At 69.0% G+C, this 19,754-nt stretch carries 17 protein-coding genes; 7 read left to right on the top strand and 10 right to left on the bottom strand.

Annotated features, from left to right (window positions below):
- Window positions 1-19 precede the first annotated feature (19 nt).
- The 3 genes from AC07PU_RS14640 to AC07PU_RS14630 form a co-directional block, all read right to left on the bottom strand.
- Complete coding sequence (locus AC07PU_RS14640; RefSeq protein ID WP_495318373.1) at window positions 20-1,210, bottom strand: nucleoside hydrolase; 1,191 nt, start codon at window positions 1,208-1,210, stop codon at window positions 20-22.
- 259 nt (window positions 1,211-1,469) lie between these two features.
- A complete protein-coding gene (locus tag AC07PU_RS14635; protein ID WP_495318371.1) occupies window positions 1,470-3,041 on the bottom strand; it encodes a S41 family peptidase in 1,572 nt (523 codons plus the stop codon).
- Window positions 3,042-3,172: 131 nt separating this feature from the next.
- A complete protein-coding gene (locus tag AC07PU_RS14630) occupies window positions 3,173-5,497 on the bottom strand; it encodes an ATP-binding protein (RefSeq protein ID WP_093343839.1) in 2,325 nt (774 codons plus the stop codon).
- A gap of 116 nt (window positions 5,498-5,613) precedes the next feature.
- Between AC07PU_RS14630 and AC07PU_RS14625 the strand changes: the two genes are divergently transcribed.
- The 3 genes from AC07PU_RS14625 (at window position 5,614) to AC07PU_RS14615 (ending at window position 9,097) form a co-directional block, all read left to right on the top strand.
- Window positions 5,614-6,813 carry a threonine ammonia-lyase gene (locus tag AC07PU_RS14625; protein WP_177239349.1) on the top strand — a complete coding sequence of 400 codons (1,200 nt, stop codon included), beginning with the start codon at window positions 5,614-5,616 and terminating at the stop codon, window positions 6,811-6,813.
- 129 nt (window positions 6,814-6,942) lie between these two features.
- Entirely contained in the window at window positions 6,943-7,095 is a 153-nt protein-coding gene (locus AC07PU_RS14620; protein WP_177239348.1) for a hypothetical protein, read from the top strand.
- Window positions 7,096-7,246: 151 nt separating this feature from the next.
- The gene (locus AC07PU_RS14615) at window positions 7,247-9,097 is read left to right on the top strand and encodes a phosphoenolpyruvate carboxykinase (GTP) (protein WP_208511002.1); all 1,851 of its coding nucleotides are present in this window, start codon (window positions 7,247-7,249) and stop codon (window positions 9,095-9,097) included.
- 85 nt (window positions 9,098-9,182) lie between these two features.
- Here the strand turns inward: AC07PU_RS14615 and AC07PU_RS14610 are convergent, their stop codons facing one another.
- Entirely contained in the window at window positions 9,183-9,728 is a 546-nt protein-coding gene (locus AC07PU_RS14610; RefSeq protein ID WP_093344175.1) for a hypothetical protein, read from the bottom strand.
- Between the two features lie 102 nt (window positions 9,729-9,830).
- Between AC07PU_RS14610 and AC07PU_RS14605 the strand changes: the two genes are divergently transcribed.
- Window positions 9,831-10,811 carry a LysR family transcriptional regulator gene (locus tag AC07PU_RS14605; protein ID WP_093343834.1) on the top strand — a complete coding sequence of 327 codons (981 nt, stop codon included), beginning with the start codon at window positions 9,831-9,833 and terminating at the stop codon, window positions 10,809-10,811.
- Window positions 10,812-10,840: 29 nt separating this feature from the next.
- Here AC07PU_RS14605 and AC07PU_RS14600 read toward each other — a convergent pair whose 3' ends face one another.
- Window positions 10,841-11,014: a hypothetical protein gene (locus tag AC07PU_RS14600; protein WP_177239347.1), complete on the bottom strand. Its 174-nt coding sequence runs from the start codon at window positions 11,012-11,014 to the stop codon at window positions 10,841-10,843.
- A gap of 126 nt (window positions 11,015-11,140) precedes the next feature.
- Here AC07PU_RS14600 and AC07PU_RS14595 point away from each other — a divergent pair, with 126 nt between their 5' ends.
- Complete coding sequence (locus AC07PU_RS14595; protein WP_431510970.1) at window positions 11,141-11,947, top strand: metallophosphoesterase; 807 nt, start codon at window positions 11,141-11,143, stop codon at window positions 11,945-11,947.
- A gap of 82 nt (window positions 11,948-12,029) precedes the next feature.
- Complete coding sequence (locus AC07PU_RS14590; RefSeq protein WP_093343829.1) at window positions 12,030-12,434, top strand: phage holin family protein; 405 nt, start codon at window positions 12,030-12,032, stop codon at window positions 12,432-12,434.
- 13 nt (window positions 12,435-12,447) lie between these two features.
- On the opposite strand, the gene AC07PU_RS14585 is transcribed toward AC07PU_RS14590, so the two are convergent.
- The 4 genes from AC07PU_RS14585 to AC07PU_RS14570 form a co-directional block, all read right to left on the bottom strand.
- A complete protein-coding gene (locus tag AC07PU_RS14585) occupies window positions 12,448-13,062 on the bottom strand; it encodes a TetR/AcrR family transcriptional regulator (protein WP_256222581.1) in 615 nt (204 codons plus the stop codon).
- A gap of 82 nt (window positions 13,063-13,144) precedes the next feature.
- Entirely contained in the window at window positions 13,145-14,629 is a 1,485-nt protein-coding gene (locus tag AC07PU_RS14580; RefSeq protein WP_093343828.1) for a sensor domain-containing diguanylate cyclase, read from the bottom strand.
- A gap of 134 nt (window positions 14,630-14,763) precedes the next feature.
- Window positions 14,764-15,927: an ABC transporter substrate-binding protein gene (locus AC07PU_RS14575; RefSeq protein ID WP_495318365.1), complete on the bottom strand. Its 1,164-nt coding sequence runs from the start codon at window positions 15,925-15,927 to the stop codon at window positions 14,764-14,766.
- A 126-nt stretch (window positions 15,928-16,053) separates the two neighbouring features.
- The gene (locus AC07PU_RS14570) at window positions 16,054-17,640 is read right to left on the bottom strand and encodes a phospholipase D family protein (protein ID WP_296781972.1); all 1,587 of its coding nucleotides are present in this window, start codon (window positions 17,638-17,640) and stop codon (window positions 16,054-16,056) included.
- Window positions 17,641-17,747: 107 nt separating this feature from the next.
- Here AC07PU_RS14570 and AC07PU_RS14565 point away from each other — a divergent pair, with 107 nt between their 5' ends.
- The gene (locus AC07PU_RS14565) at window positions 17,748-18,977 is read left to right on the top strand and encodes a nucleoside recognition domain-containing protein (RefSeq protein ID WP_495318363.1); all 1,230 of its coding nucleotides are present in this window, start codon (window positions 17,748-17,750) and stop codon (window positions 18,975-18,977) included.
- Here AC07PU_RS14565 and AC07PU_RS14560 read toward each other — a convergent pair.
- Window positions 18,959-19,714 (bottom strand): IclR family transcriptional regulator, encoded by a 756-nt coding sequence (locus tag AC07PU_RS14560; RefSeq protein WP_203203635.1) that lies wholly within the window; start codon window positions 19,712-19,714, stop codon window positions 18,959-18,961. The two genes, AC07PU_RS14565 and AC07PU_RS14560, sit on opposite strands and share 19 nt — an antisense overlap.
- Between the last annotated feature and the right edge of the window lie 40 nt (window positions 19,715-19,754).

Raw genomic sequence — 19,754 nt, 5'->3', positions numbered from 1 at the left:
CCCACCGCGCGCTACGGCCTCAGTTCGTGACCGGCAGCTTCACCGGCACCGGCCGCGTGAGCAGGTCGACGTAGAGGTCGTAGAAGCGCGCGTTGTCGAACTTCTTCACCACCTTCATCTTCTGCAGCGGCACGCCCGCGGGCGGCGTGGCATAGCCGACCGAGCGGCCGTTCTCGGGATCGCCGGGCTTGGCGATCACGTCGACGTACTCCTCGCTGACCTCGGTCGCGTAGCTCGGGTCGAGCAGGTAGGCGATGGTCAGCGTGTCCCAGATGTTCGAGGTGTAGCCCGGCTTGGTCTCGAACGAGTCCGCGAACCATTCCTTGCGGAAGACCTCGGTGACCGGCGTGGGCGTGGCCGGGTGCGCGATCTTGTCGTAGATGGCCTTGGTCATCAGCACGGTGTCGGTCACGTCCAGCGGCAGCACCACCTGCGGGATCGGCAGCCGCACCACGTACTGCGCCGCGTCGGGATCGAACCACCAGTTGAACTCGGCCGTCTTGGTCGTGTTGCCGGCCACGTGGACCGCGCCGCCCATGTAGATGATCTCCTTGATCAGCGGCACGATCTCGGGCGCGCGCTTGGCGGCCAGCGCGATGTTCGTGAGCGGGCCGATCGCGAGGATGCTGACCTCCTTCGGGTTCGCCTTGATGGCGTCGATCAGGAAGTCGACCGCGCCCTTGGCCTGCACCTTGGTGTGGGTGGCGAAGCCGTCGGGGATCGGCACCAGGTCGGCGTCGCTCTTGGGCTCGGGCGAGCTCCAGGCGCCCAGGTAGCCGTCGCCGCCGGCACCGGCCTTCATCTCGGCGTCGATGTCCGCCTTGGTGTGGTTCAGCGCGTAGTTCTCGCCCACGTAGACGCCGATGCGCTCGCCCACGCCGAGCCGCTCGACCGACTTCAGCGCCTCGGCCACGCCCTGGCGCAGCCACTTGTTGCCCGACACCACGCTGATGCCCAGCACGTCGACCTTGCCCTCGGCCTGCAGCTGCGCGGCCATGGCGCCGAGCTGGCCGTCGTCGCTCATCGTGTTGTAGTCGCTGTCGATGATGATCTTGCGCGCCGGCGGAGGGGGTGGCGGCGGAGGCGGCGGGGGTGGGGGCGGCGGTGCGCTGCCTGTCGGCACGAACGCGAAGCCGTTGCTGCCACCGCCGCCGCAGGCGGTGAGCACCGCGGCCGACAGGGCCGACACGATCCATCGTCTTCTGGGCATCTGCATTTCTCTCTCTCCTTGGAATAGTGGTGTCTTTTCAGGGGGAAGCCGTCGAACGGACGCTCGAACGAAAACGTTTGCGCAAACGTTTGCCGAATTCTGGGCGCGAGGGCACGGCGCAGGCAAGGCCCGGGGCCTAGGGGTTTTCCGCGAGGCGGATGGCGCGCGGCGGGCGCGCTCGGACACGTGAAAACGGGCCCGTCGGGCCCGTTCTCGGTTCGGCAAGGAAGGCGCCGGTGAAGCGGCGCCAGCCGGTGGATCAGTCGGTCTCGATCAACCGGTTCTCGCGCAGCGGCGAGCGCAGCAGCAGCGTCGGACCCGCGTCCGGCGCCGCCTCCGCCTTCTCGAGCCCCGGTGCGGCGCGCGCCGCGGCCGCGACCGGCACCGGGCAACTGCCGGTGCTGCGCAGCGCGAGCGCGGCCGAGAAGCGGGCCTCGCTCGGGTCGCCCAGCGCATGCGCGAAGTCGTCGGCCACCGTGCAGTTGGGCGTGAAGCCGTCGCCGTAGTCGCCGAAGCCCTTGTTGTTCACGCCCTGGAACTGGATCGCGAAGTAGGTGGTGCCGCAGTTGTCCTGCGGATAGAAGCCATAGGGCTTGCCGCAGGTGGCGCCGCCCACGAGGTTGACCCGGACGTCCACGCCGCGCAGGCCGTTGATGACCGACTCGCTGGCCGAGCAGGTGTCGGGGCTGGTGAGCACCGTGACCTGCGACAGGCCGAGCTGCGGCAGCGGCTGGCTGTTGCGCGAGGTGCCGAGGAAAGGCAGCGGCGGCTGGAGGCCGAACGGGCTCTTGTTGTTGAAAGCCAGCCGCTCGAAGGTCTTGCCCGCGGTCGCGGCCGGCGAGGCCACCATGTAGGCGAGCCGGCTCGCGATGTTGAGCTGGCCGCCGCCGTTGTAGCGCATGTCGAGCACGAGGTCCTGCACGCCGTCGGCCTGGAACTTGTTCATGGCCGAGATCAGCTGCGCCTCGGAGGTCGTGATGTGGTCGTTGAACAGCAGGTAGCCGACGCGCCCGCTCGGCGTGTCGACGGTTTTCACGTTCTGCACCGGCGTGCGCGTGATCCGCGCCGAGGTCAGCGTGACGGTGCGCGTGGCGCCGCCGGCCTCCTCGAGCTTGAAGCTGTGCGACTCGCCGAGGTCGTCGGGCGAGAGCGCGTTGTTGATGGCGGTGGTGTTGGTGCTGTTGACCACGCTGATGCCGTCGACCTCGAGGATCTTGGCGCCGCGCGCGATGCCGGCGTTGGCGGCCGGCGAGTTCGGTTCGGTGAAGGCCACGCGCAGGTCGCGCGGACGCGAGTTGCGCACGAACGCGAACTCGATGCCGTAGCCGGCCGAGACCCCGGCCTCGGACAGCTGGCGGTAGACCTCGGTGTCGTAGATGTAGTGGAAGCGGTCCTTGGCCCGGCCCGAGGACGTGGTGAGCGGGGTCTTCAGCACGTTGAAGTAGGCCACCGGCGTCGCATAGTCGGCCGCCTTCAGCGTGGTCGGCACCTCGTTGTACCAGAGGTAGGTTTCGTCGATCCAGGCGCGCACCCAGCGCTTCTCGATCGCCAGCGAACCGGCGCGGTCGGGGTAGCCGATGCCGGTGGCCGGGTTGATGCCGCCGCGCGGCGCCGCGCACTGGCCGGCCACGCTCGAGGAGGCGACGATCGCGTCGTCGTCGCCGGGCGTGCCGCCGCCCGGGCCCGGAATGAACGGCAGGCCACCGCCTCCGCCGCCGCCCCCACCGCCGCAGCCGGCGAGCAGCCCCGCGAGAGCCAGGGCACCGGCCAGGGCCCAGGGGGTCAAAGCCCCGGCGTGTTGCCGCGCGCGGCCTGCGTTGCGAAACCTCATCGAACATCTCCCTCATGCGGGCCCGCGAACGCGGGCGGACGTCTGGAACCCGGAAGCGCGTGTCTCCCGGCCTGTTGGCGGCTTCCCCTCCGCCTTTTTTCTTGCTGCGCCCCGGCGGCGGCGCGGGGCCGCTACTGCACGAAGCCGATGCCGCGCGATTCGCGCACTTCGGGCTTGATGCGGTGCTCGGCCTCGAGCTGGTCGAGGAATTCGGCCGCCGAGAACTCGGTCGCCAGGATATCGGTCTGCCGTTTCACCGCCGCGAAATCGCCGGGACACAGCTGCGAAAGCTGCGCCAGCCGCGCGCGGACCTCGCCCGTGAGCAGCGACGCGTCGCCCGCGAGCGCCTCGGTCACGAACATGCGCTCGCGCTGCGCCGCGGTCAGCGGCATGAACTTGATCTTGAAGGTGAAGCGCCGCAGCGCCGCCTGGTCGAGCCGCTCGAGCAGGTTGGTGGTGCACACGAAGATGCCGTTGAAGCGCTCCATGCCCTGCAGCATCTCGTTGACCTCGGTGACCTCGTAGGTGCGCTGGGCGCCGCGGCGGTCCTGCAGGAAGCTGTCGGCCTCGTCGAGCAGCAGCACGGCCTTCTCGCTCTCGGCCTCGCGGAACATGGCGGCCATGTTCTGCTCGGTCTCGCCGACGTACTTGCTCATGAGGTCGCTGGCCTGGCGCACGATCAGCGGTCGCGCGATGGCCTTGGCGATGTGCTCGGCGAGCGCGGTCTTGCCGGTGCCGGGCGCGCCGTAGAAGCACAGCGTGCCGTGGCCGCGCGCCTTCAGCGCCTCGACGATGCGCGGAATCTCGAAACGGGTCTCGACGTTGAGCATGTCGAGGTCGTAGGTGGTCACGGTGCGGCGCTCGCCGCGGCCGGTGTCGCTGGTGCCCAGCGCAAGGTCGGCATTGCGCAGCTGGCGTTCGATCAGCGCCTCGACCGAGGCGCCGTCGGTCCGGGCCAGGCCCGCGAAGCGCACCGCGGTGCGGATCTGCGCCGGCGTCAGGCCCTTGCGTTCGGCCAGCTTGGCGGTGAAGGCCTCGGACACCGTCACGCCCTCGAGCGTCTTCTTCACGAGCTGCTCGCGCGCGCCCGGCGGCGGCGACTTGAGCTCGAGGTGGTAGGCGAAGCGGCGGCGGAACGCCGGATCGATCTGTTCGATGCGGTTGGTGACCCACAGCGTGGGCACCGGGTTGGCCTCGAGGATCTGGTTGACCCAGGCCTTGCCACTGACGCTGCCGTTGGCCGGCGCGGGAATCTGTTCGGCGCGCGCCATGTACTGCGCGGCCTCGGTACTGATCGGCGGGAACACGTCCTCGACCTCGTCGAACAGCAGCGCGGCCTGGGCGCTGCCCTTGAGGAACACCTGCGCGATCTGCAGCGAGCGGTAGCGGTCGCGGCCCGACAGCGAATTGCCGTCGCGGTCGGCGTACTCGACCTCGAACAGCTCGAGCCCCGCGGCCTGCGCCACCACCTTGGCGAGCTCGGTCTTGCCGGTGCCGGGCGGGCCGTAGAGCAGCACGTTCACGCCGAGCTCCTTGCGCGCGACCGCCGCGCGCAGCAGCGTGACGAGCACGCGCACCTCCTCGTCGACGAAGGAGAAGTCGTTCGGCAGCAGCGCGCTCTTGGCCGAGGGCCGCGTGAACACGGCCATCAGCTCGTTGTGGTCGCGGTACTCGCGCATCAGCACCGGCGGCAGCTTCTCGCTGACCTTCATCAGGTCGGCGAGGTCGGTGATGTTGTGTTCGGAGATCAGGTTCTCCACCAGCCCGATGCGCTCGAGCCGCGAGCCGGCGCGCAGCGCCTCGCCGACCTCGCTCGCGTTGACGCCCGCGATGTCGGCGATCGCGGCATAGGCCTCGGGCGCGTTGTTGACCTTGAACTCGACCAGCAGCGAGCGCAGGTCGCGCTGGTAACGCGCGAGCGTGCCGTACAGCAGCAGCGCGCGCTCGGCCTTGTTGAGCTGCAGCAGGCCCGCGAGCGCATCGATGTTCTTCTCGACCAGCGTGGACTGCTTGCGCAGCGCATGCGTGAGCCAGTCGCGCGTGACGGCCAGCACCGACAGCAGGTCCTTGGGCTGGTCCTTCGCGTACTCGTCGAGGTAGAAGAACAGCGTGCCTTCCTCGTACGGGCCGCGCCAGACGCCATGGCGCTCGAGCAGCGTGCGGCCGTCGAGGTTCTCGATGCCCTTCCAGGCCTCGTTGCCCGCGCAGCGGCGGCCGAGGAATTCGCGCAGCCGCTGCAGCACCGCGGCCGGCCACACCAGGTGGCGGCCGGTCAGCGAGAGCAGGCCGTTGATGTCGCGCCGCACGTTGAAGCGCGGCCCCTGCTTGGCGGCGAGCGTGAGCACGAAGTGCGAGCACATGAGCTCGAGCACCGGTGCTTCCTTGAGACCGGGCGACGGCAATGCCTGCCCGCGAACCGCAGCAGCCACTACATCGACACCCGCACGCTTGACCATCGGACGAACCTCCAGAGAGGGGAATTACCGGCCAGACCATAACGCAGACTTTTGGCTTCGGGAAGACGCCGAAAGGGTAAAAACCCTGGTGTCCGATTCCGTCCACAATGCGCGCCATGGTCGAAATCGAAGAAATACGCCGCGCCGCGGCACGCCTCGCGGGACAGGTGCTCGACACGCCCTGCGTGGAATCGCGCACGCTGTCGGAGATCGTGGGCGCGCAGGTGTTCCTCAAGTTCGAGAACCTGCAGTTCACCTCCTCCTTCAAGGAGCGCGGCGCCTGCAACAAGCTGGTCGACCTGTCGGAGAGCGGCACCCGCGGCGTGATCGCGATGTCGGCCGGCAACCATGCACAGGGTGTGGCCTATCACGCGCAGCGGCTCGGGCTGCGCGCGCTGATCGTGATGCCGCGCTTCACGCCCGGCGTGAAGATCGAGCGCACGCGCGGCTTCGGCGCCGAGGTGGTGCTGTACGGCGACACGCTCGACGCGGCGCGCGCCCACGCGGTCGAACTGGCGCAGCGCGAGGGCCTGGCCTTCGTGCATCCCTACGACGACGAGGCCATCATCGCCGGCCAGGGCACGGTGGCGCTCGAGATGCTCGCGGCCGAGCCCGAGCTCGACACCCTGGTGGTGTCGGTCGGCGGCGGCGGCCTGATCGCGGGCATGGCCGTGGCCGCGCGCGCGCTCAAGCCCGGCATCGAGATCGTGGGCGTGCAGACCACGCGCTTCCCGGCCATGGTCAACGCGGTCCAGGGCACGCAGCATCCGCAGGGCAAGAGCACCATCGCCGAGGGCATCGCCGTCGGCACGCCGGGCGTGCTGACGCGCGAGATCATCGCGCGCCATGTCGACGACCTGGTGCTGGTGGACGAAGGCGACATCGAGCAGGGCGTGCTGATGCTGCTCGAGATCGAGAAGACGCTGGTGGAAGGCGCGGGCGCCGCCGGGCTGGCCGCGCTGATCCGGCACCCCGAACGCTTCAAGGGCAAGCGCGTGGGCCTGGTGCTGTCGGGCGGCAACATCGATCCGCTGCTGCTCGCGGCCATCATCGAGCGCGGCATGGTGCGCGCCGGCCGGCTCGCGCGGGTGCGTGTCAGCGCGCGCGACGTGCCGGGCTCGCTGGCCCAGATCACGGCCACCGTGGCCGAAGCGGGCGCTAACGTCGACGAGGTCCACCACCAGCGCGCCTTCACCATGCTGGCGGCGCAGAACGTCGACATCGAGCTGGTGCTGCAGACCCGCGGCCGCGAACACCTGGCCAGCGTGCTGGAAGCGCTGGCCACGGCGGGCTTCGAGGCGCAGGAGCAGCACTGAGCCAGGCCGGGCCGGCTCGGCCGGTTACGTCTGGTTCCAGGGGTCTGGCAACCCCCTAGACCGCGGGCCTGCACCCCACCGGTAAAATGCCATCAGTTCGTGTCATTCAAAGTATCAGAGGTATTTCCGATGTCCCACCCCACTCCTGTCGAGCCCGCACACGGCGCCGCCGCCGAGCAAGACACGGTCGAGTCGATCGTTCACCTGATGCCGCTCGTGCTGCCGATCGCCGGCGGCGTGCTGATGCTGCTGCTGGCATCGATCGCCGTCTTCCTGGCCTGACAGGCATTTGCGCTTTCGTCCGCGGGTCGTGCGGCCCGCGCTGACGCATCCTCCTCTCCCGAGCCGAAACGTTTTCTCAAACGGACCTCCACGCCCCCCGCGGCGTGGCGCACCGTTCGGAAAGACGATTTTTCAACTTAGGAGATTTCCGATGAACGCACCCACGACGAAGGGCCTTGGCATTCAGGCGCCCGCCTACGTCAAGAACGCCAAGCTGATTGCCTGGGTGGCCGAGATGGCCGCGCTGTGCAAACCCGAATCCATCTACTGGTGCGACGGCAGCAACGAAGAGTACGACCGCCTCTGCCAGCAGCTGGTGGACGCCGGCACCTTCCAGAAGCTCAATCCCGCCAAGCGCCCGAACTCGTTCCTCGCCTCGTCCGACCCGAGCGACGTGGCGCGCGTCGAGGACCGCACCTACATCTGCTCCGCCAACAAGGAAGACGCCGGCCCCACCAACAACTGGATGGCCCCGGCCGAGATGCGTGCCACTCTGCAGCCTCTTTTTGACGGCTGCATGAAGGGCCGCACGATGTACGTCGTGCCCTTCAGCATGGGCCCGCTGGGCTCGCCGATCGCGCACATCGGCATCGAGCTGTCGGACAGCCCCTACGTCGCGGTCAACATGAAGATCATGACCCGCATGGGCAAGGCCGTGTACGAGGTGCTGGGCGCCGACGGCGAGTTCGTGCCTTGCGTGCACACCGTTGGCGCGCCGCTCGAGGCCGGCCAGAAGGACGTCGCCTGGCCCTGCAACAAGACCAAGTACATCGTCCACTACCCCGAGACGCGCGAGATCTGGAGCTTCGGCTCGGGCTACGGCGGCAACGCGCTGCTGGGCAAGAAGTGCTTCGCGCTGCGCATCGCCTCGAACATGGGCCGCGACGAAGGCTGGCTCGCCGAGCACATGCTGATCCTGGGCGTGACCAGCCCCGCGGGCAAGAAGCACCACGTGGCCGCCGCCTTCCCGAGCGCCTGCGGCAAGACCAACTTCGCGATGCTGATCCCGCCGGCCGGCTTCGACGGCTGGAAGGTCACGACCATCGGCGACGACATCGCCTGGATCAAGCCCCAGGCCGACGGCACCCTGCGCGCCATCAACCCCGAAGCCGGCTATTTCGGCGTGGCTCCGGGCACCAACGACCTGACCAATCCGAACTGCATGGCCAGCCTCGACCGCGACGTGATCTTCACGAACGTGGCGCTGACCGACGACGGCGACGTCTGGTGGGAAGGCATGGGCGACGCGCCCGCGCATTGCATCGACTGGCAGGGCAAGGACTGGACGCCGCAGATCGCCAAGGAAACCGGCGCCAAGGCCGCCCATCCGAACGCGCGCTTCACCGTGGCCGCCACCAACAACCCCGCGCTCGACGACGCCTGGGACGATCCGAAGGGCGTGAAGATCGACGCCTTCATCTTCGGCGGCCGCCGCTCGACCACCGTGCCGCTGGTGACCGAGGCCCGCAACTGGGTCGAGGGTGTCTACATGGCCGCAACCATGGGCTCGGAAACCACCGCCGCGGCCGCCGGCCAGCAGGGCGTGGTGCGCCGCGATCCGTTCGCGATGCTGCCGTTCATGGGCTACAACATGAGCGACTACTTCCAGCACTGGCTCGACCTGGGCAAGAAGCTGCAGGCCTCGGGCGCCACGCTGCCGCGCATCTACACCACCAACTGGTTCCGCAAGGGCGCCGACGGCAAGTTCGTCTGGCCCGGCTACGGCGAGAACATGCGCGTGCTCAAGTGGATGATCGACCGCATCGAAGGCAAGGCCGACGGCGTCGACCACATCACCGGCGTGAGCCCGCGCTACGAGGACCTCAACTGGACCGGCCTGGACTTCAGCGCCGAGCAGTTCGCCACCGTCACCAGCATCGACAAGGCCGCCTGGCAGGCCGAACTCAAGCTGCACGACGAGCTGTTCGAGCAACTGGCCCATCACCTGCCGAAGGAACTGCCCGCGACCAAGGCGGCGATCGAGCAGCGCCTCGCGGCCTGATGTCAAAGCGCCCCGCGAGGGGCGTTCCAGACGCAAAAAAGCCGCCCGAGGGCGGCTTTTTCGTGGGCGCGATCGCCCGCTCCGATCAGTAGTAGCGCGAGCTGTTCATGCGGCGCATCGCTTCGTACAGCGTGGGCATGCGGGCCGCTTGCGTACGGGCGGCGGCACCGGCCAGCGCGTCGATCCTGGCCACGTCGGCCACGCTCGCCGTGCCTTCGGACTGCTGGCGCCAGACGGCGGCTTGCAGTTCGGCCATCACGCGCGGGTCGCTTTGCGCGGTGTCGAGGAAGCGGGCGTCGGCACGGGCCGAAGCGCGGCGCTGTGCGGCGGCGAGCCAGAGCGCGCCCAGCTTGTTGGCACCGTTGGCCAGCGAGCCGGCGAACAGGGCGATGACCGCGAAGGCACCGGCGCAGACCAGGGCCCAGGCCGCGAGCAGCGCGCCTTCGTCCCAGTGGGCGACGATGGTGTCGGCCACCACGAGCACCGCCGAGACGATGGCGACGATCAACAGCAGGATCAGCGGACGGGCGCTGTTGCCGCCGCGTGCGGCCTTCAGGTGTCCGAACAGGACTTCGGCGCGTTGGACGCCGGGGTGGACGGTGGGTTGGTCGACGTGAATGAAGCTGGTCATGGTGCCCTCCAAGGCGTGTTTCTATTTCCGATGCCTCGATATTAGGGTTTGCCCTGGTAAGTTTCCACTTTATCTTTCTGATGTTTATCATTCACAAGACTGATGGATGTCAATTTCCGCACACTTGACCTCAACCTGCTTCGCGTCTTCGACGAGGTGATGGCGGAACGCAACCTCACGCGCGCCGCGCGCAACCTGTCGATCACGCAGCCGGCCGTGAGCAACGCCCTCCGGCGGCTGCGCGAGGTGCTGGGCGACGAGCTGGTGCGCCGCGCCGGTGCCGGCGTGGAGCCCACGCCGCGCGCGCTGGCGCTGTGGCCCACGGTGCGCGACGCGCTGCGCCAGCTGCAGCACACGCTGGCGCCGGGCGAGTTCGATGCCGGCACCGCCGACACCACCTTCCTGCTGGCGATGGCCGATGCCACCGCGGCCGAGCTGATGCCGGGCCTGGTGCGGATCGCCGAGACCGAGGCGCCGGGCATTTCGATGCGGGTGCTGCCGCTGACCACGCGCGACCCGCGCCGCATGCTCGAGCACGAGGAGGTCGACATGGCGATCGGCTACTTCCCGGCCGTGATCGCGAGCCTGGCGGCGCGCGGCCAGTCGGGCGTGGGCGTGCCCTTCGAGACCCAGCGGCTGTACCTGGGCCAGTACGTGTGCGTGATGCGCCGCGGCCATCCGCTGGCCGAACGGCCGCTCACGCTCGACGACTACTGCGCCGCGCGGCACCTGCTGGTGAGTTTCTCGGGCCGGCCCTATGGCTTCATCGACCAGACGCTGGGCGCGCTCGGGCGCGAGCGGCGCATCGTGGTCACGGTGAACCAGTTCTTCACGGCCGGCCAGGTGGTCGCGACCACCGATCTGCTGACCGTGCTGCCGCGCCATTTCGTGACGGTCACGGGCATCGGCGACCAGCTGGTGCTGCGCGACCTGCCCTTCGACCAGCCGCCGGTGCACGTGGATGCCATCTGGCACCGGCGCGCCCAGCACGCCCATTCGCACGAATGGCTGCGGCAATCGCTGCTGCGCTCGGCGGCGGCCGCTTTCGCGGGCTCGATACTCGGGCAGCAGGTGCCGGGCTGAAACGCCCGGCGGTTGGAATCGCTCGCGGGTCAGCGAACGACGCGCAGCCAGGCGGCTGCCGCGCCGCGCAGTTCCTGCGCGTGGTGGGCGTCGAGGCCCGCGCGCACATCGGCGCTTTCCATCAGCGCCGCGGCGTGGCTGGCCGGCGCAGAATTGGCGGAGGAACGGAAGAAACGTGCCACTTGGGCAATGAGGCTGAACATGATGGTGCGCGGCTCTTGGCTGCGCTGCAGTGGTTGATGCCCCATAGATTAGGGGTTAACCCTAGTTAAAAAATGCCACATCTATGCGTGATACGCATAGGCTGATCCACCTAGATAGAAACCCTGATGAAACTGCAGCTGCTCTCGGACCTGCATCTCGAGTCCCACCCGCGCTTCCACGCCGAGCCCGTGCCGGGCGCCGACCTGCTGGTGCTCGCGGGCGACGTGGGCTCCTACCAGGAGGGCTCGCGCCTGGAGGAGCCCGACTTCGGCCTCGGCCGCTTCTCGCCCAAGAAGGGCTGGCCGACGCCGGTGATCTACGTGCCGGGCAACCACGAGTACGACAACCTCGATTTCGACGAGACCCACGTTCGGCTGCGCGCGCTGTGCGAGGAGCTCGGCATCCTCTGGCTCGAGCGCGAAACCCTGGTGATCGAGGGCATCCGCTTCATCGGCACCACGCTGTGGGCCGATTTCGACGCCCTCGTGACGCCCACCGACGGCCTCGCCGAAGCGCTCAAGAAGCGCGGCAAGGCGATGCGCGCGGCCGACTTCTATCTCGAGAAGATGTCCTCGCGGCGCAATGGCGTGCCCTTCCTGTCGGCCGAACTTCGAGAGCAAGGGCTCACATGCCAGGCCTGGCTGCGCGAAGCGCTGGCCCGGCCTTTCGACGGCACCACGGTCGCCATCACCCATTTCGCGCCTTCGCTGGCCAGCGCCGACCCGCGCTACGGGCTCACGCCCGGCACCGCGGGCTTCTGCAATTCGCTCGACGAGCTGCTGCCGCAGGCCAGCCTCTGGCTGCACGGCCACCTGCACTGCGCCTTCGACTACGTGAAGGACGGCTGCCGCGTGGTCGCCAATCCGCTGGGCTACCGCAGCAAGGGCGAGCAGGAGGGCTTCCGGCCCGAGCTGCTGATCGAGATCCGCTGAGTCCGACAAGCCGCCGCGATGCCGCCGATATGATGGCCCGCACTCCTCCAACCACCGCCCTTCGGCCTCTTACCGCCCGCGCATGCTCGACAACCTCGCACCCTTCCTCATCCACTGGGCCATCACCGCGCTTTCGCTCTGGGTCGCCAGCCGCATCTTCAAGGGGCTGAGCTTCGAGAGCACCGGCGCGCTGATCATCTCGGCGCTGCTGCTGGGCCTGGCGAACGCGGTCGTGAAGCCGCTGCTGATCGTGCTGACCCTGCCGCTCACGCTGGTGACCTTCGGCCTGTTCCTGCTGGTGATCAACGCGCTGATGATCCTGCTGGTGGCGGCGCTGGTGCGCGGCTTCCGGGTCTCGGGCTTCTGGACCGCGCTGTTCGCGAGCCTGTTCGTCTCGATCCTCAGCATCCTGATCGGCGCCTTCGTCGGCGGCAGCGATCCGGCCACCACGATCCAGATGCCGCAAGGCACCGGCAACTGGCTCTAGCCAGCACCGCGCTTCAGCGCGCGGCCAGCCCGTCGAAGCAGGTCGAGAGCACGAGTTCGACGATCTGCGCGTCGCTGTGCTGCCCGCCGCCCTGGAGAAAACCCAGCACCGGATCGCAGCCGCGCGCATAGAGCGTGTAGAGCACGCCGATCGCGGGCAGCTTGGGATTCATCGAGCCGTCGGCCTGGGCCGCCTGGATCCAGCCGCCGAGGGTGTCGCTGATGGTCACCAGCCGGTCGATGTAGCCGCGGTTGCCCAGCAGGGTCGCGCGCAGGCTGGAGTTCTGGTGCGGCAGCGTGGGCATCTCGCCCGCGAGCTGCAGCTCGAGCGCCCAGCGCACCGTGGCGCGCAGCTTGCCGATCGGCGGCTCCTCGGCCGGCAGCGCCGCGAGCATGTCGAGCGTGCGCTGCATCAGCCGCACCATCGCGGCGGCCGCCAGGTCTTCCTTGCTCGGGAAATGCTTGTAGAGGCTGGCCTTGGCGATGCCCACCGCGGCCGCGACCTCGTCGACCGTCATCGACTCGAAACCCTTCTGCGCCAGCAGCCGGTTGGCGGTCTGCACGATGGCCTCTTCCCGCGCAGCCAGCATCTGCGCCTTGAAGGAAGGCTTGGCGGTCGAAACGGTCATGCCGAAATTCTAGTCTCGCGCGTCATCCGGCATACGGCGCGCGTGCCGAATTACCAAGCAGTCTGAAGTTCCACCCCGGGGCTCAGGCGCCGCGGCGCTCGTGCGCGCTGTCCTTGTAGTGCTGTGCCTTGTCCGCGTACATCGCGCGGTCGGCGCGCTGCAGCGCGGCCTCGAGCGAATCGCCCACGTGGCAGGTCGCCAGCCCGATCGCCAGGCTCAGCGCATGGCCGCTCTGGCCGGCATGGAACTGGTTGTTGAGCTCCAGCAGCGCGAGGATGCGCTCGCGCATCGCCTCGGCGCCGCGCTCGTCGGTCTGCGGCATCAGCACCGCGAACTCGTCGCCGCCGATGCGCGCGGGCCAGGACGGCGTGTCGACCGCCTTGTCGAGCACCTCGCCCATGCGGCGCAGCATGGTGTCGCCGGCGGCGTGGCCTTCCTGGTCGTTGAGCTGCTTCAGGCCGTTGAGGTCGATCGCCACGATCGACACCGGCCACGGCCCCTTGCGCGCCAGGCGGTTGAGCTCCTCGGTGTAGAAGGTGCGGTTGCACAGCTGCGTGAGCACGTCGTGCTTGCCCAGGTACTCGAGGTAGGCCTCGGCCTTCTTGCGCGCGGTGATGTCGACCAGCGAGACCAGCACCAGGTCCCAGCTGTCGAGCCGGTCTTCCTGCACCGCGAACTGCATGTGGATGTTGAGCAGCTCGCCCGAGAGCGAATAGTTGATCACCTCGCGCTGCTGCAGCGTCTTGTGGTTCCACAGGTCGTTGAGCTGCTCGGCGAACGATTCGCGCATCTCGTCGCGGAAGATGCGCGACAGGCTGCCCAGCAGGGTGCGCAGGTCGGGCGCGCCGAACATGCGCAGGGTCTCGTGGTTCACGTCGATGACGCGGATCTCCTGCATGCAGCGGGTCACGAACTCGGGATGCACCTTGAGGAAGGTGGCGAAGTCGGTGATGCCGCGCGCGCGCAGGTTGTCGAGCAGGCCGCGCACCGCGCTGAAATCCTCCACCCACAGCGACACCGGCGAGTGGTCGAACAGGCTGCGCGCATAGCGCTCGCTCTCGGCCTGCCGGCGCTGGGCCGCCACGCGCTCGGTCACGTCGTCGAGCGCGACCAGCACGCGGTCCCAGTGCGCTTCGTGGCCCGGCAGCACGCGCGCGCGCACCCGCACGTCGAGCCGGCGGCCGTCGAGCGCGTAGTTCACGGTCTCGCTCTCGAAGCGCATCTGGCCGCGCCAGAGCTGGTCGAGCTCGTGCACCACGGTGGCCGACATGTCGCCGCGGAACACGCTGTCGAGCGACCCGAGCAACTGCGCCTGGCTCTCGGCCGCGAACAGCTCGAGCGTGTGGCGGTTCACGCGCAGCACCTTCAGCGAGGCCATGCAGTCGCGCACCCGCTGCGGGTCCTCGGCCAGGAAGGCGACGAGGTCGGTCACGCCCTGCGCGCGCCAGCCGTCGAGCATGCGCCGCAGCGCGCTGTAGTCCTCGATCCAGAGCGAGACCGGCGCCAGGTCGAAGGTGGCGTCGAGGTCGTCGACGGGAGCGGCATCGGTCGCGTCGGTCAGGTCCATCCGTGAAGCTTTCGAAAGAAGAGGCGGGACAAGCGGGGCAGCGCGGACTAAAACCTAATTATTACCCTGCCAAGACACCATGGCGCATCCCGCAACCGGGGATTCTGCCTGCCGCTCGTCCAGAAAAGCCCCGCTCAGCTCAGCATCTGGCCGCGGCTTCCGATCACCGCCACGTCCACGAAATTCCCGCCTTCGCGGTTCGCGCGGCCGTAGTTCAGCTTCAGGCCGCCGAGGTCGAAGCCCTCGATGCGCTCGAGCCCCTGCAGCACCGAGGCGCGATTCAGCGACGGCCCGGCGCGGCGCATGCCCTCGGCCAGCACGGCGGCATTCACGTAGCCCTCGAGGCTCGCGAGCGAGAACTCGCGCGTGCCGTTGGCGACCATGTCGGCCTGGTAGCGGCGCACGATCTCGAACTTGGTCGCGTTCGGCGACGGCACCACGATCGTGAAGCCCAGCCCGCGCGACAGCTCGCCGAGCGCGCCGAGAGAACTCGCCGTGATCGACAGCCCGTAGGCCGAGCTGTTGCCGCCCGCCTCGCGCAGCGCCTTGAGGAACACCGGCGCCGTGCCCGCGAGGCCGACGATCACCACCTGCGGCTTCGCCTGGGCGATGGCCGTGGCGGCCGGGCCGACCTCCATGCTGGTGGTGTTGGGCGTGGTCACGACCACGGCCGGCTCGAGCTTCGCCTTCGCGAGCGAGGCCTTGAAGGCCGCCAGCAGCGACTGGCCCAGCGGGTCGTCGGAATGCACGAGGCCGATGCGGTCCTGGCCCAGCACCCGGGCCGTGCTCACCAGCTTCTCGATCTCCTGCGCGTAGTTGACGCGCACCCAGAAGGTGTTGGGCGCGTTCTTCTTGCGCAGCGCGAGGGTGCCGGTCAGCGGCCCCACCACCGCCATGCCCGGCACCGCGTCCATCACCTCCGAGGACGGGCGCGTGCCCAGCGGATGCAGCAGCGCGAGCACCGAAGCGTCCTTCTCGAAGGCCAGCGCATTGGCCTTGGCCAGTTCGGGCTTGAACTGGTCGTCGGCCATCACGAGCTCGACCCTGGTGCCGTTGAAGCCGCCCGCGCGGTTCATCGCCGCGAAGAAGGCCGAGGAGCCCTGGAACAGCCCCTGGCCGTTGACCTTCTCCACGCTGCTGTTGTCGAAGGTCGCGCCGATGCGCAGCGGCCGGTTCTGCGCGAAAGCCGGCAGGCCCAGGCTCGCGGCGAAGGCCGTGGCCGCGATACGGCCCAGGGCCCGGCGGCGGCTGGTGGGCAGGACGGGGGATGGCGGCACGCGCGGCGTCGCGACGGTCATGGTTCGGGGCTCCCTGGCGACATCCTGGCGATGTCTTGGTGACAAAACTTCACACTTTTGCCAGAAATGTAACTCACACCGTTCGCACCGGAATGACAGGCCGGCCGCCCTGCCCGCCGCGGCGTGTCAGAGCAGCTCTTCGCCCACGATCGGCAGCAGCAGCCAGTTCTTGAAGCGCAGCCAGATGAACTCGCCGGGCTCGTCCTCGTGGACGATGTCGCCGCCCGCGTCGTCGTACTCGAGCCACTGCACGCGGCGGCCGTCGGGCCCCAGCCGCAGGCGGTAGCCGATGTTCACGCGCGCAGTGGTGCGCATCAGCCGCTCGTAGTCGTTGACCATGTCGGGGCTGTCGATCACCAGCCCCATCTCGGTGTTGACCGCGGCCGAGCGGTGGTCGAGGTTCATCGAGCCGACGAAGAAGCGCTCCTCGTCCACGATCGCGAGCTTGGCGTGCAGCCGGCTGATGGTCTTGCCGAAGTCGCCGAACTGGCCCGAGCGCCCGCTGAGCAGCGGCGCGATCTCGAAGATGTTGACGCCGATCTTCAGCATGTCGGCGCGGTAGCGCTCGTAGCCCGCGTAGGCCAGCGGTTCGTCGGTGGCGCCCAGCGAATTGGTGATCACCGTGATGCGCACGCCGGAGGCCACGTTCTTCTTCATCTGCGCCATGCCGCGCGCGCCCGGGATGAAATACGGCGAGGCGATCTTCACGTCGTGCTGCGCCGAATCGATGACGCCGAGCGCGCCCTCGGTCACGCTGCCGCGGTAGGCCAGCTCGGGCTTGCGCGTGATCTTCTCGGGGTCGTCCACGAACAGCGTGAACGGCGCCCAGTAGCGGTCGAGCTTGCCGGTGATCAGCTGCTCGCCCACCGGCGACTTGTCGAGGATGTCGCGCGGGCGGATCGGCACGTCGGGCACCGCGGTGCGCGCGATCTCGTCGAAGCGGCGCTGCGCCGCCTCGGGCGTCATCGCCAGCGGCGCGATGTTCTCGATCGGGCGCACGTGCGGGCTGTTCCAGTAGCGGTCGAAGCCGTCGGACATCTTGCGCACCACCGGGCCGCACGAGATCACGTCCATGTCGATGAAGTTCGCCGCGGTGCTGCGCATGAAGTACTCGTTGGCGATGTTGCGCCCGCCCGAGACCGCGAAGCTGTTGTCGGCGATCAGCAGCTTGTTGTGCATGCGGTGGTTGATGCGGCCGAAGTCGGTGATCGACAGCGCCAGCCGCGTGGCCAGCGAGCTCGAGCGCGAGGGCAGCGGGTTGAACAGCCGCACCTCCACGTTCGGGAAGGCCGAGAAGGTGCTGAAGACCTCGTCGGCGCCGCCGGTGTAGAGGTCGTCGACCAGCAGGCGCACGCGCACGCCGCGCGCGGCCGCCTCGCGCAACTCCTTGAGGAACAGCAGGCCGACGTCGTCGTTCTGGATCAGGTAGTACTGGACGTCGAGCGACTTCTCGGCGTGGCGCGCCAGCGAGATGCGCGCGTCGAAGGCGAAGGCCGCCTCGGGCAGCAGCCGGAAGCCCGACAGCGGGGTTTCGCTGCCGCCGGGCGCGTCCTTGTAGGCGAGCTGGCCCAGCTCGGTCTGCGTCACGTCGGTGAAGGCCAGCGTCGGCGGCTTGTCGGGCGGCGGTGGCGGCAGGCTCGCGCAGCCCGAAATCCATGCGGCCGCGGCGCACAGGGCGAGCGCGGCAAGGCGGCGGAGCGAGGTGGCGGGCATGGCTCGAAATGTAGCTCGCGGCGATGACGAGCGGCACACCTATGATCGGCGCGGCGATACCGGCCCGTGCGGGGTAAGAGAAGGCTAAGAAAAGAGGTAAGAAAAGGGTGCTCAACGGCTTGTGGCTGGGTTTCTTCCTGGTGGCGGCGCTGGCCGCCTTCGGCCGCTGGCTGCTCGGCGGCGACCCGGCCGTCTTCGCGGCGCTGGTCGAGAGCCTGTTCGCGATGGCCAGGCTCGCGGTCGAGGTCATGGTGCTGCTGTTCGGCACCCTCACGCTGTGGCTGGGCTTCCTGCGCATCGCCGAAGCGGCCGGCCTCGTGGGCTGGCTCGCGCGCATGCTCGGCCCGCTGTTCCGCCGGCTGATGCCCGGCGTGCCGGCCGGCCATCCGGCGCTGGGCCTGATCACCATGAACTTCGCGGCCAACGCGCTGGGCCTGGACAACGCCGCCACGCCGATCGGCCTGAAGGCGATGCGCGAGCTGCAGCGGCTCAACCCCGATCCGGTCACGGCCACCAACGCGCAGATCCTGTTCCTGGTGCTCAACGCCTCCTCGCTCACGCTGCTGCCGGTCACCATCTTCATGTACCGCGCGCAGCAGGGCGCGGCCGATCCCACGCTGGTGTTCCTGCCGATCCTGCTGGCCACCAGTGCTTCGACGCTGGTCGGGCTGCTGTCGGTGGCCGCGGTGCAGCGGCTCAAGCTGTGGGACCCGGTGGTGCTGGCCTACCTGCTGCCGGGCGCGCTGCTGCTCGGCGGCTTCATGGCGCTGCTGGGCACGCTCTCGGCCGCGGCCATCGCCTCGCTCTCCTCGCTGCTGGGCAACCTCACGCTGTTCGGCGTGCTCGTCGCCTTCCTGCTGGCCGGCGCGCTGAAACGCGTGAAGGTCTACGAATGCTTTATCGAGGGCGCCAAGGAAGGCTTCGACATCGCGAAGAACCTGCTCCCCTACCTGGTCGCGATGCTGTGCGCGATCGGCGTGCTGCGCGCCTCGGGCGCGCTCGATCTCGCGCTCGAGGGCGTGCGCTGGCTGGTCCATGCGGGCGGCTTCGACGCGCGCTTCGTCGACGCCCTGCCGACCGCGCTGGTCAAGCCCTTCTCGGGCAGCGCGGCACGCGCGATGCTGATCGAGACCATGAAGAGCCAGGGCGTCGACAGCTTCCCCGCGCTCGCGGCCGCCACCATCCAGGGCAGCACCGAGACCACCTTCTACGTGCTGGCCGTGTACTTCGGCGCGGTCGGCATCCAGCGCGCGCGGCACACGGTGGCCTGCGCGCTGCTGGCCGAGCTGGCGGGGGTGGTCGCGGCGATCGCGGTCTGCTACTGGTTCTTCGGCTGAAGACCGGCGTCCGGCAGGTGCGCCGCGATCTCCTCGCGCATGATGCGCGCCAGCTCTTCACGGCGCGGCTGGATCCTGAACATCGGACCGCCCACCAGCAGCGCGAACTGGCGCTGCCCCACCTGCAGCGGCAGCGCCACGCCGCCGAGGTCGGCCGTGAACTCCGCGGCGCCCTCGAACCATCCGCGCTGGATCGAGCGCGCGATCTCGATCTCGACCGCCTCCACGCTCATCAGCGTGGTCGGCGTGTAGCGCTCGAACACGGCCTTGCGCAGCACGGTGGCGCGGTCGGCGTCGGACAGCTGCGACAGCAGCGCGCGACCGGTGGCGGTGACGTGCAGCGGCACCAGCTTGCCGGGCGCGGCCGAATAGCGCACGGCATGCGGCGACTCGACCGCATCGATGAACAGCGCCTGGCCGCCGCTGATGGCGCCGAGCACGGCCGTCTCCTGGGTGCGTTTCGACAGCGCCTCCAGCAGCGTGCGCAGGCTCGGCGGCAGCGGCGCGGCGCGCTCGATCGCATCGATGAGCTGCTGCCAGCGCGGCGAGGGATAGACGCCTTCGCGCGCGCGCGGCTCGTACAGGTAGCCGCGATTGGCCAGCGTGCCCAGCAGGTTGAAGGTGCTCGAGCGCGGCCAGCCGAAATGCTTCGAGATCTCGGCCAGCGTGGCCGGCCGTCGATGCGTCGCGAAGAACTCGATCAGCTCCAGGGCGTTGACGACCTGCTTGACATCCACGGATGAAAATTTCCTTCTGACTGACGACGGAGTGGGGCCC

The sequence above is a fragment of the Variovorax sp. GW821-FHT10D07 genome (genome assembly GCF_059415325.1).
Note: the sequence above shows the minus strand (reverse complement) of the source record. Positions and strands in the feature narration are given on the sequence as shown.

Bases quoted from the DNA above. Each gene is read 5' to 3' on its own strand.
- AC07PU_RS14640 (WP_495318373.1), bottom strand. From the start codon at position 1,210: ATGCCCAGAAGACGATGGATCGTGTCGGCCCTGTCGGCCGCGGTGCTC.
- AC07PU_RS14635 (WP_495318371.1), bottom strand. From the start codon at position 3,041: ATGAGGTTTCGCAACGCAGGCCGCGCGCGGCAACACGCCGGGGCTTTG.
- AC07PU_RS14630 (WP_093343839.1), bottom strand. From the start codon at position 5,497: ATGGTCAAGCGTGCGGGTGTCGATGTAGTGGCTGCTGCGGTTCGCGGG.
- AC07PU_RS14625 (WP_177239349.1), top strand. From the start codon at position 5,614: ATGGTCGAAATCGAAGAAATACGCCGCGCCGCGGCACGCCTCGCGGGA.
- AC07PU_RS14620 (WP_177239348.1), top strand. From the start codon at position 6,943: ATGTCCCACCCCACTCCTGTCGAGCCCGCACACGGCGCCGCCGCCGAG.
- AC07PU_RS14615 (WP_208511002.1), top strand. From the start codon at position 7,247: ATGAACGCACCCACGACGAAGGGCCTTGGCATTCAGGCGCCCGCCTAC.
- AC07PU_RS14610 (WP_093344175.1), bottom strand. From the start codon at position 9,728: ATGACCAGCTTCATTCACGTCGACCAACCCACCGTCCACCCCGGCGTC.
- AC07PU_RS14605 (WP_093343834.1), top strand. From the start codon at position 9,831: ATGGATGTCAATTTCCGCACACTTGACCTCAACCTGCTTCGCGTCTTC.
- AC07PU_RS14600 (WP_177239347.1), bottom strand. From the start codon at position 11,014: ATGTTCAGCCTCATTGCCCAAGTGGCACGTTTCTTCCGTTCCTCCGCC.
- AC07PU_RS14595 (WP_431510970.1), top strand. From the start codon at position 11,141: ATGAAACTGCAGCTGCTCTCGGACCTGCATCTCGAGTCCCACCCGCGC.
- AC07PU_RS14590 (WP_093343829.1), top strand. From the start codon at position 12,030: ATGCTCGACAACCTCGCACCCTTCCTCATCCACTGGGCCATCACCGCG.
- AC07PU_RS14585 (WP_256222581.1), bottom strand. From the start codon at position 13,062: ATGACCGTTTCGACCGCCAAGCCTTCCTTCAAGGCGCAGATGCTGGCT.
- AC07PU_RS14580 (WP_093343828.1), bottom strand. From the start codon at position 14,629: ATGGACCTGACCGACGCGACCGATGCCGCTCCCGTCGACGACCTCGAC.
- AC07PU_RS14575 (WP_495318365.1), bottom strand. From the start codon at position 15,927: ATGACCGTCGCGACGCCGCGCGTGCCGCCATCCCCCGTCCTGCCCACC.
- AC07PU_RS14570 (WP_296781972.1), bottom strand. From the start codon at position 17,640: ATGCCCGCCACCTCGCTCCGCCGCCTTGCCGCGCTCGCCCTGTGCGCC.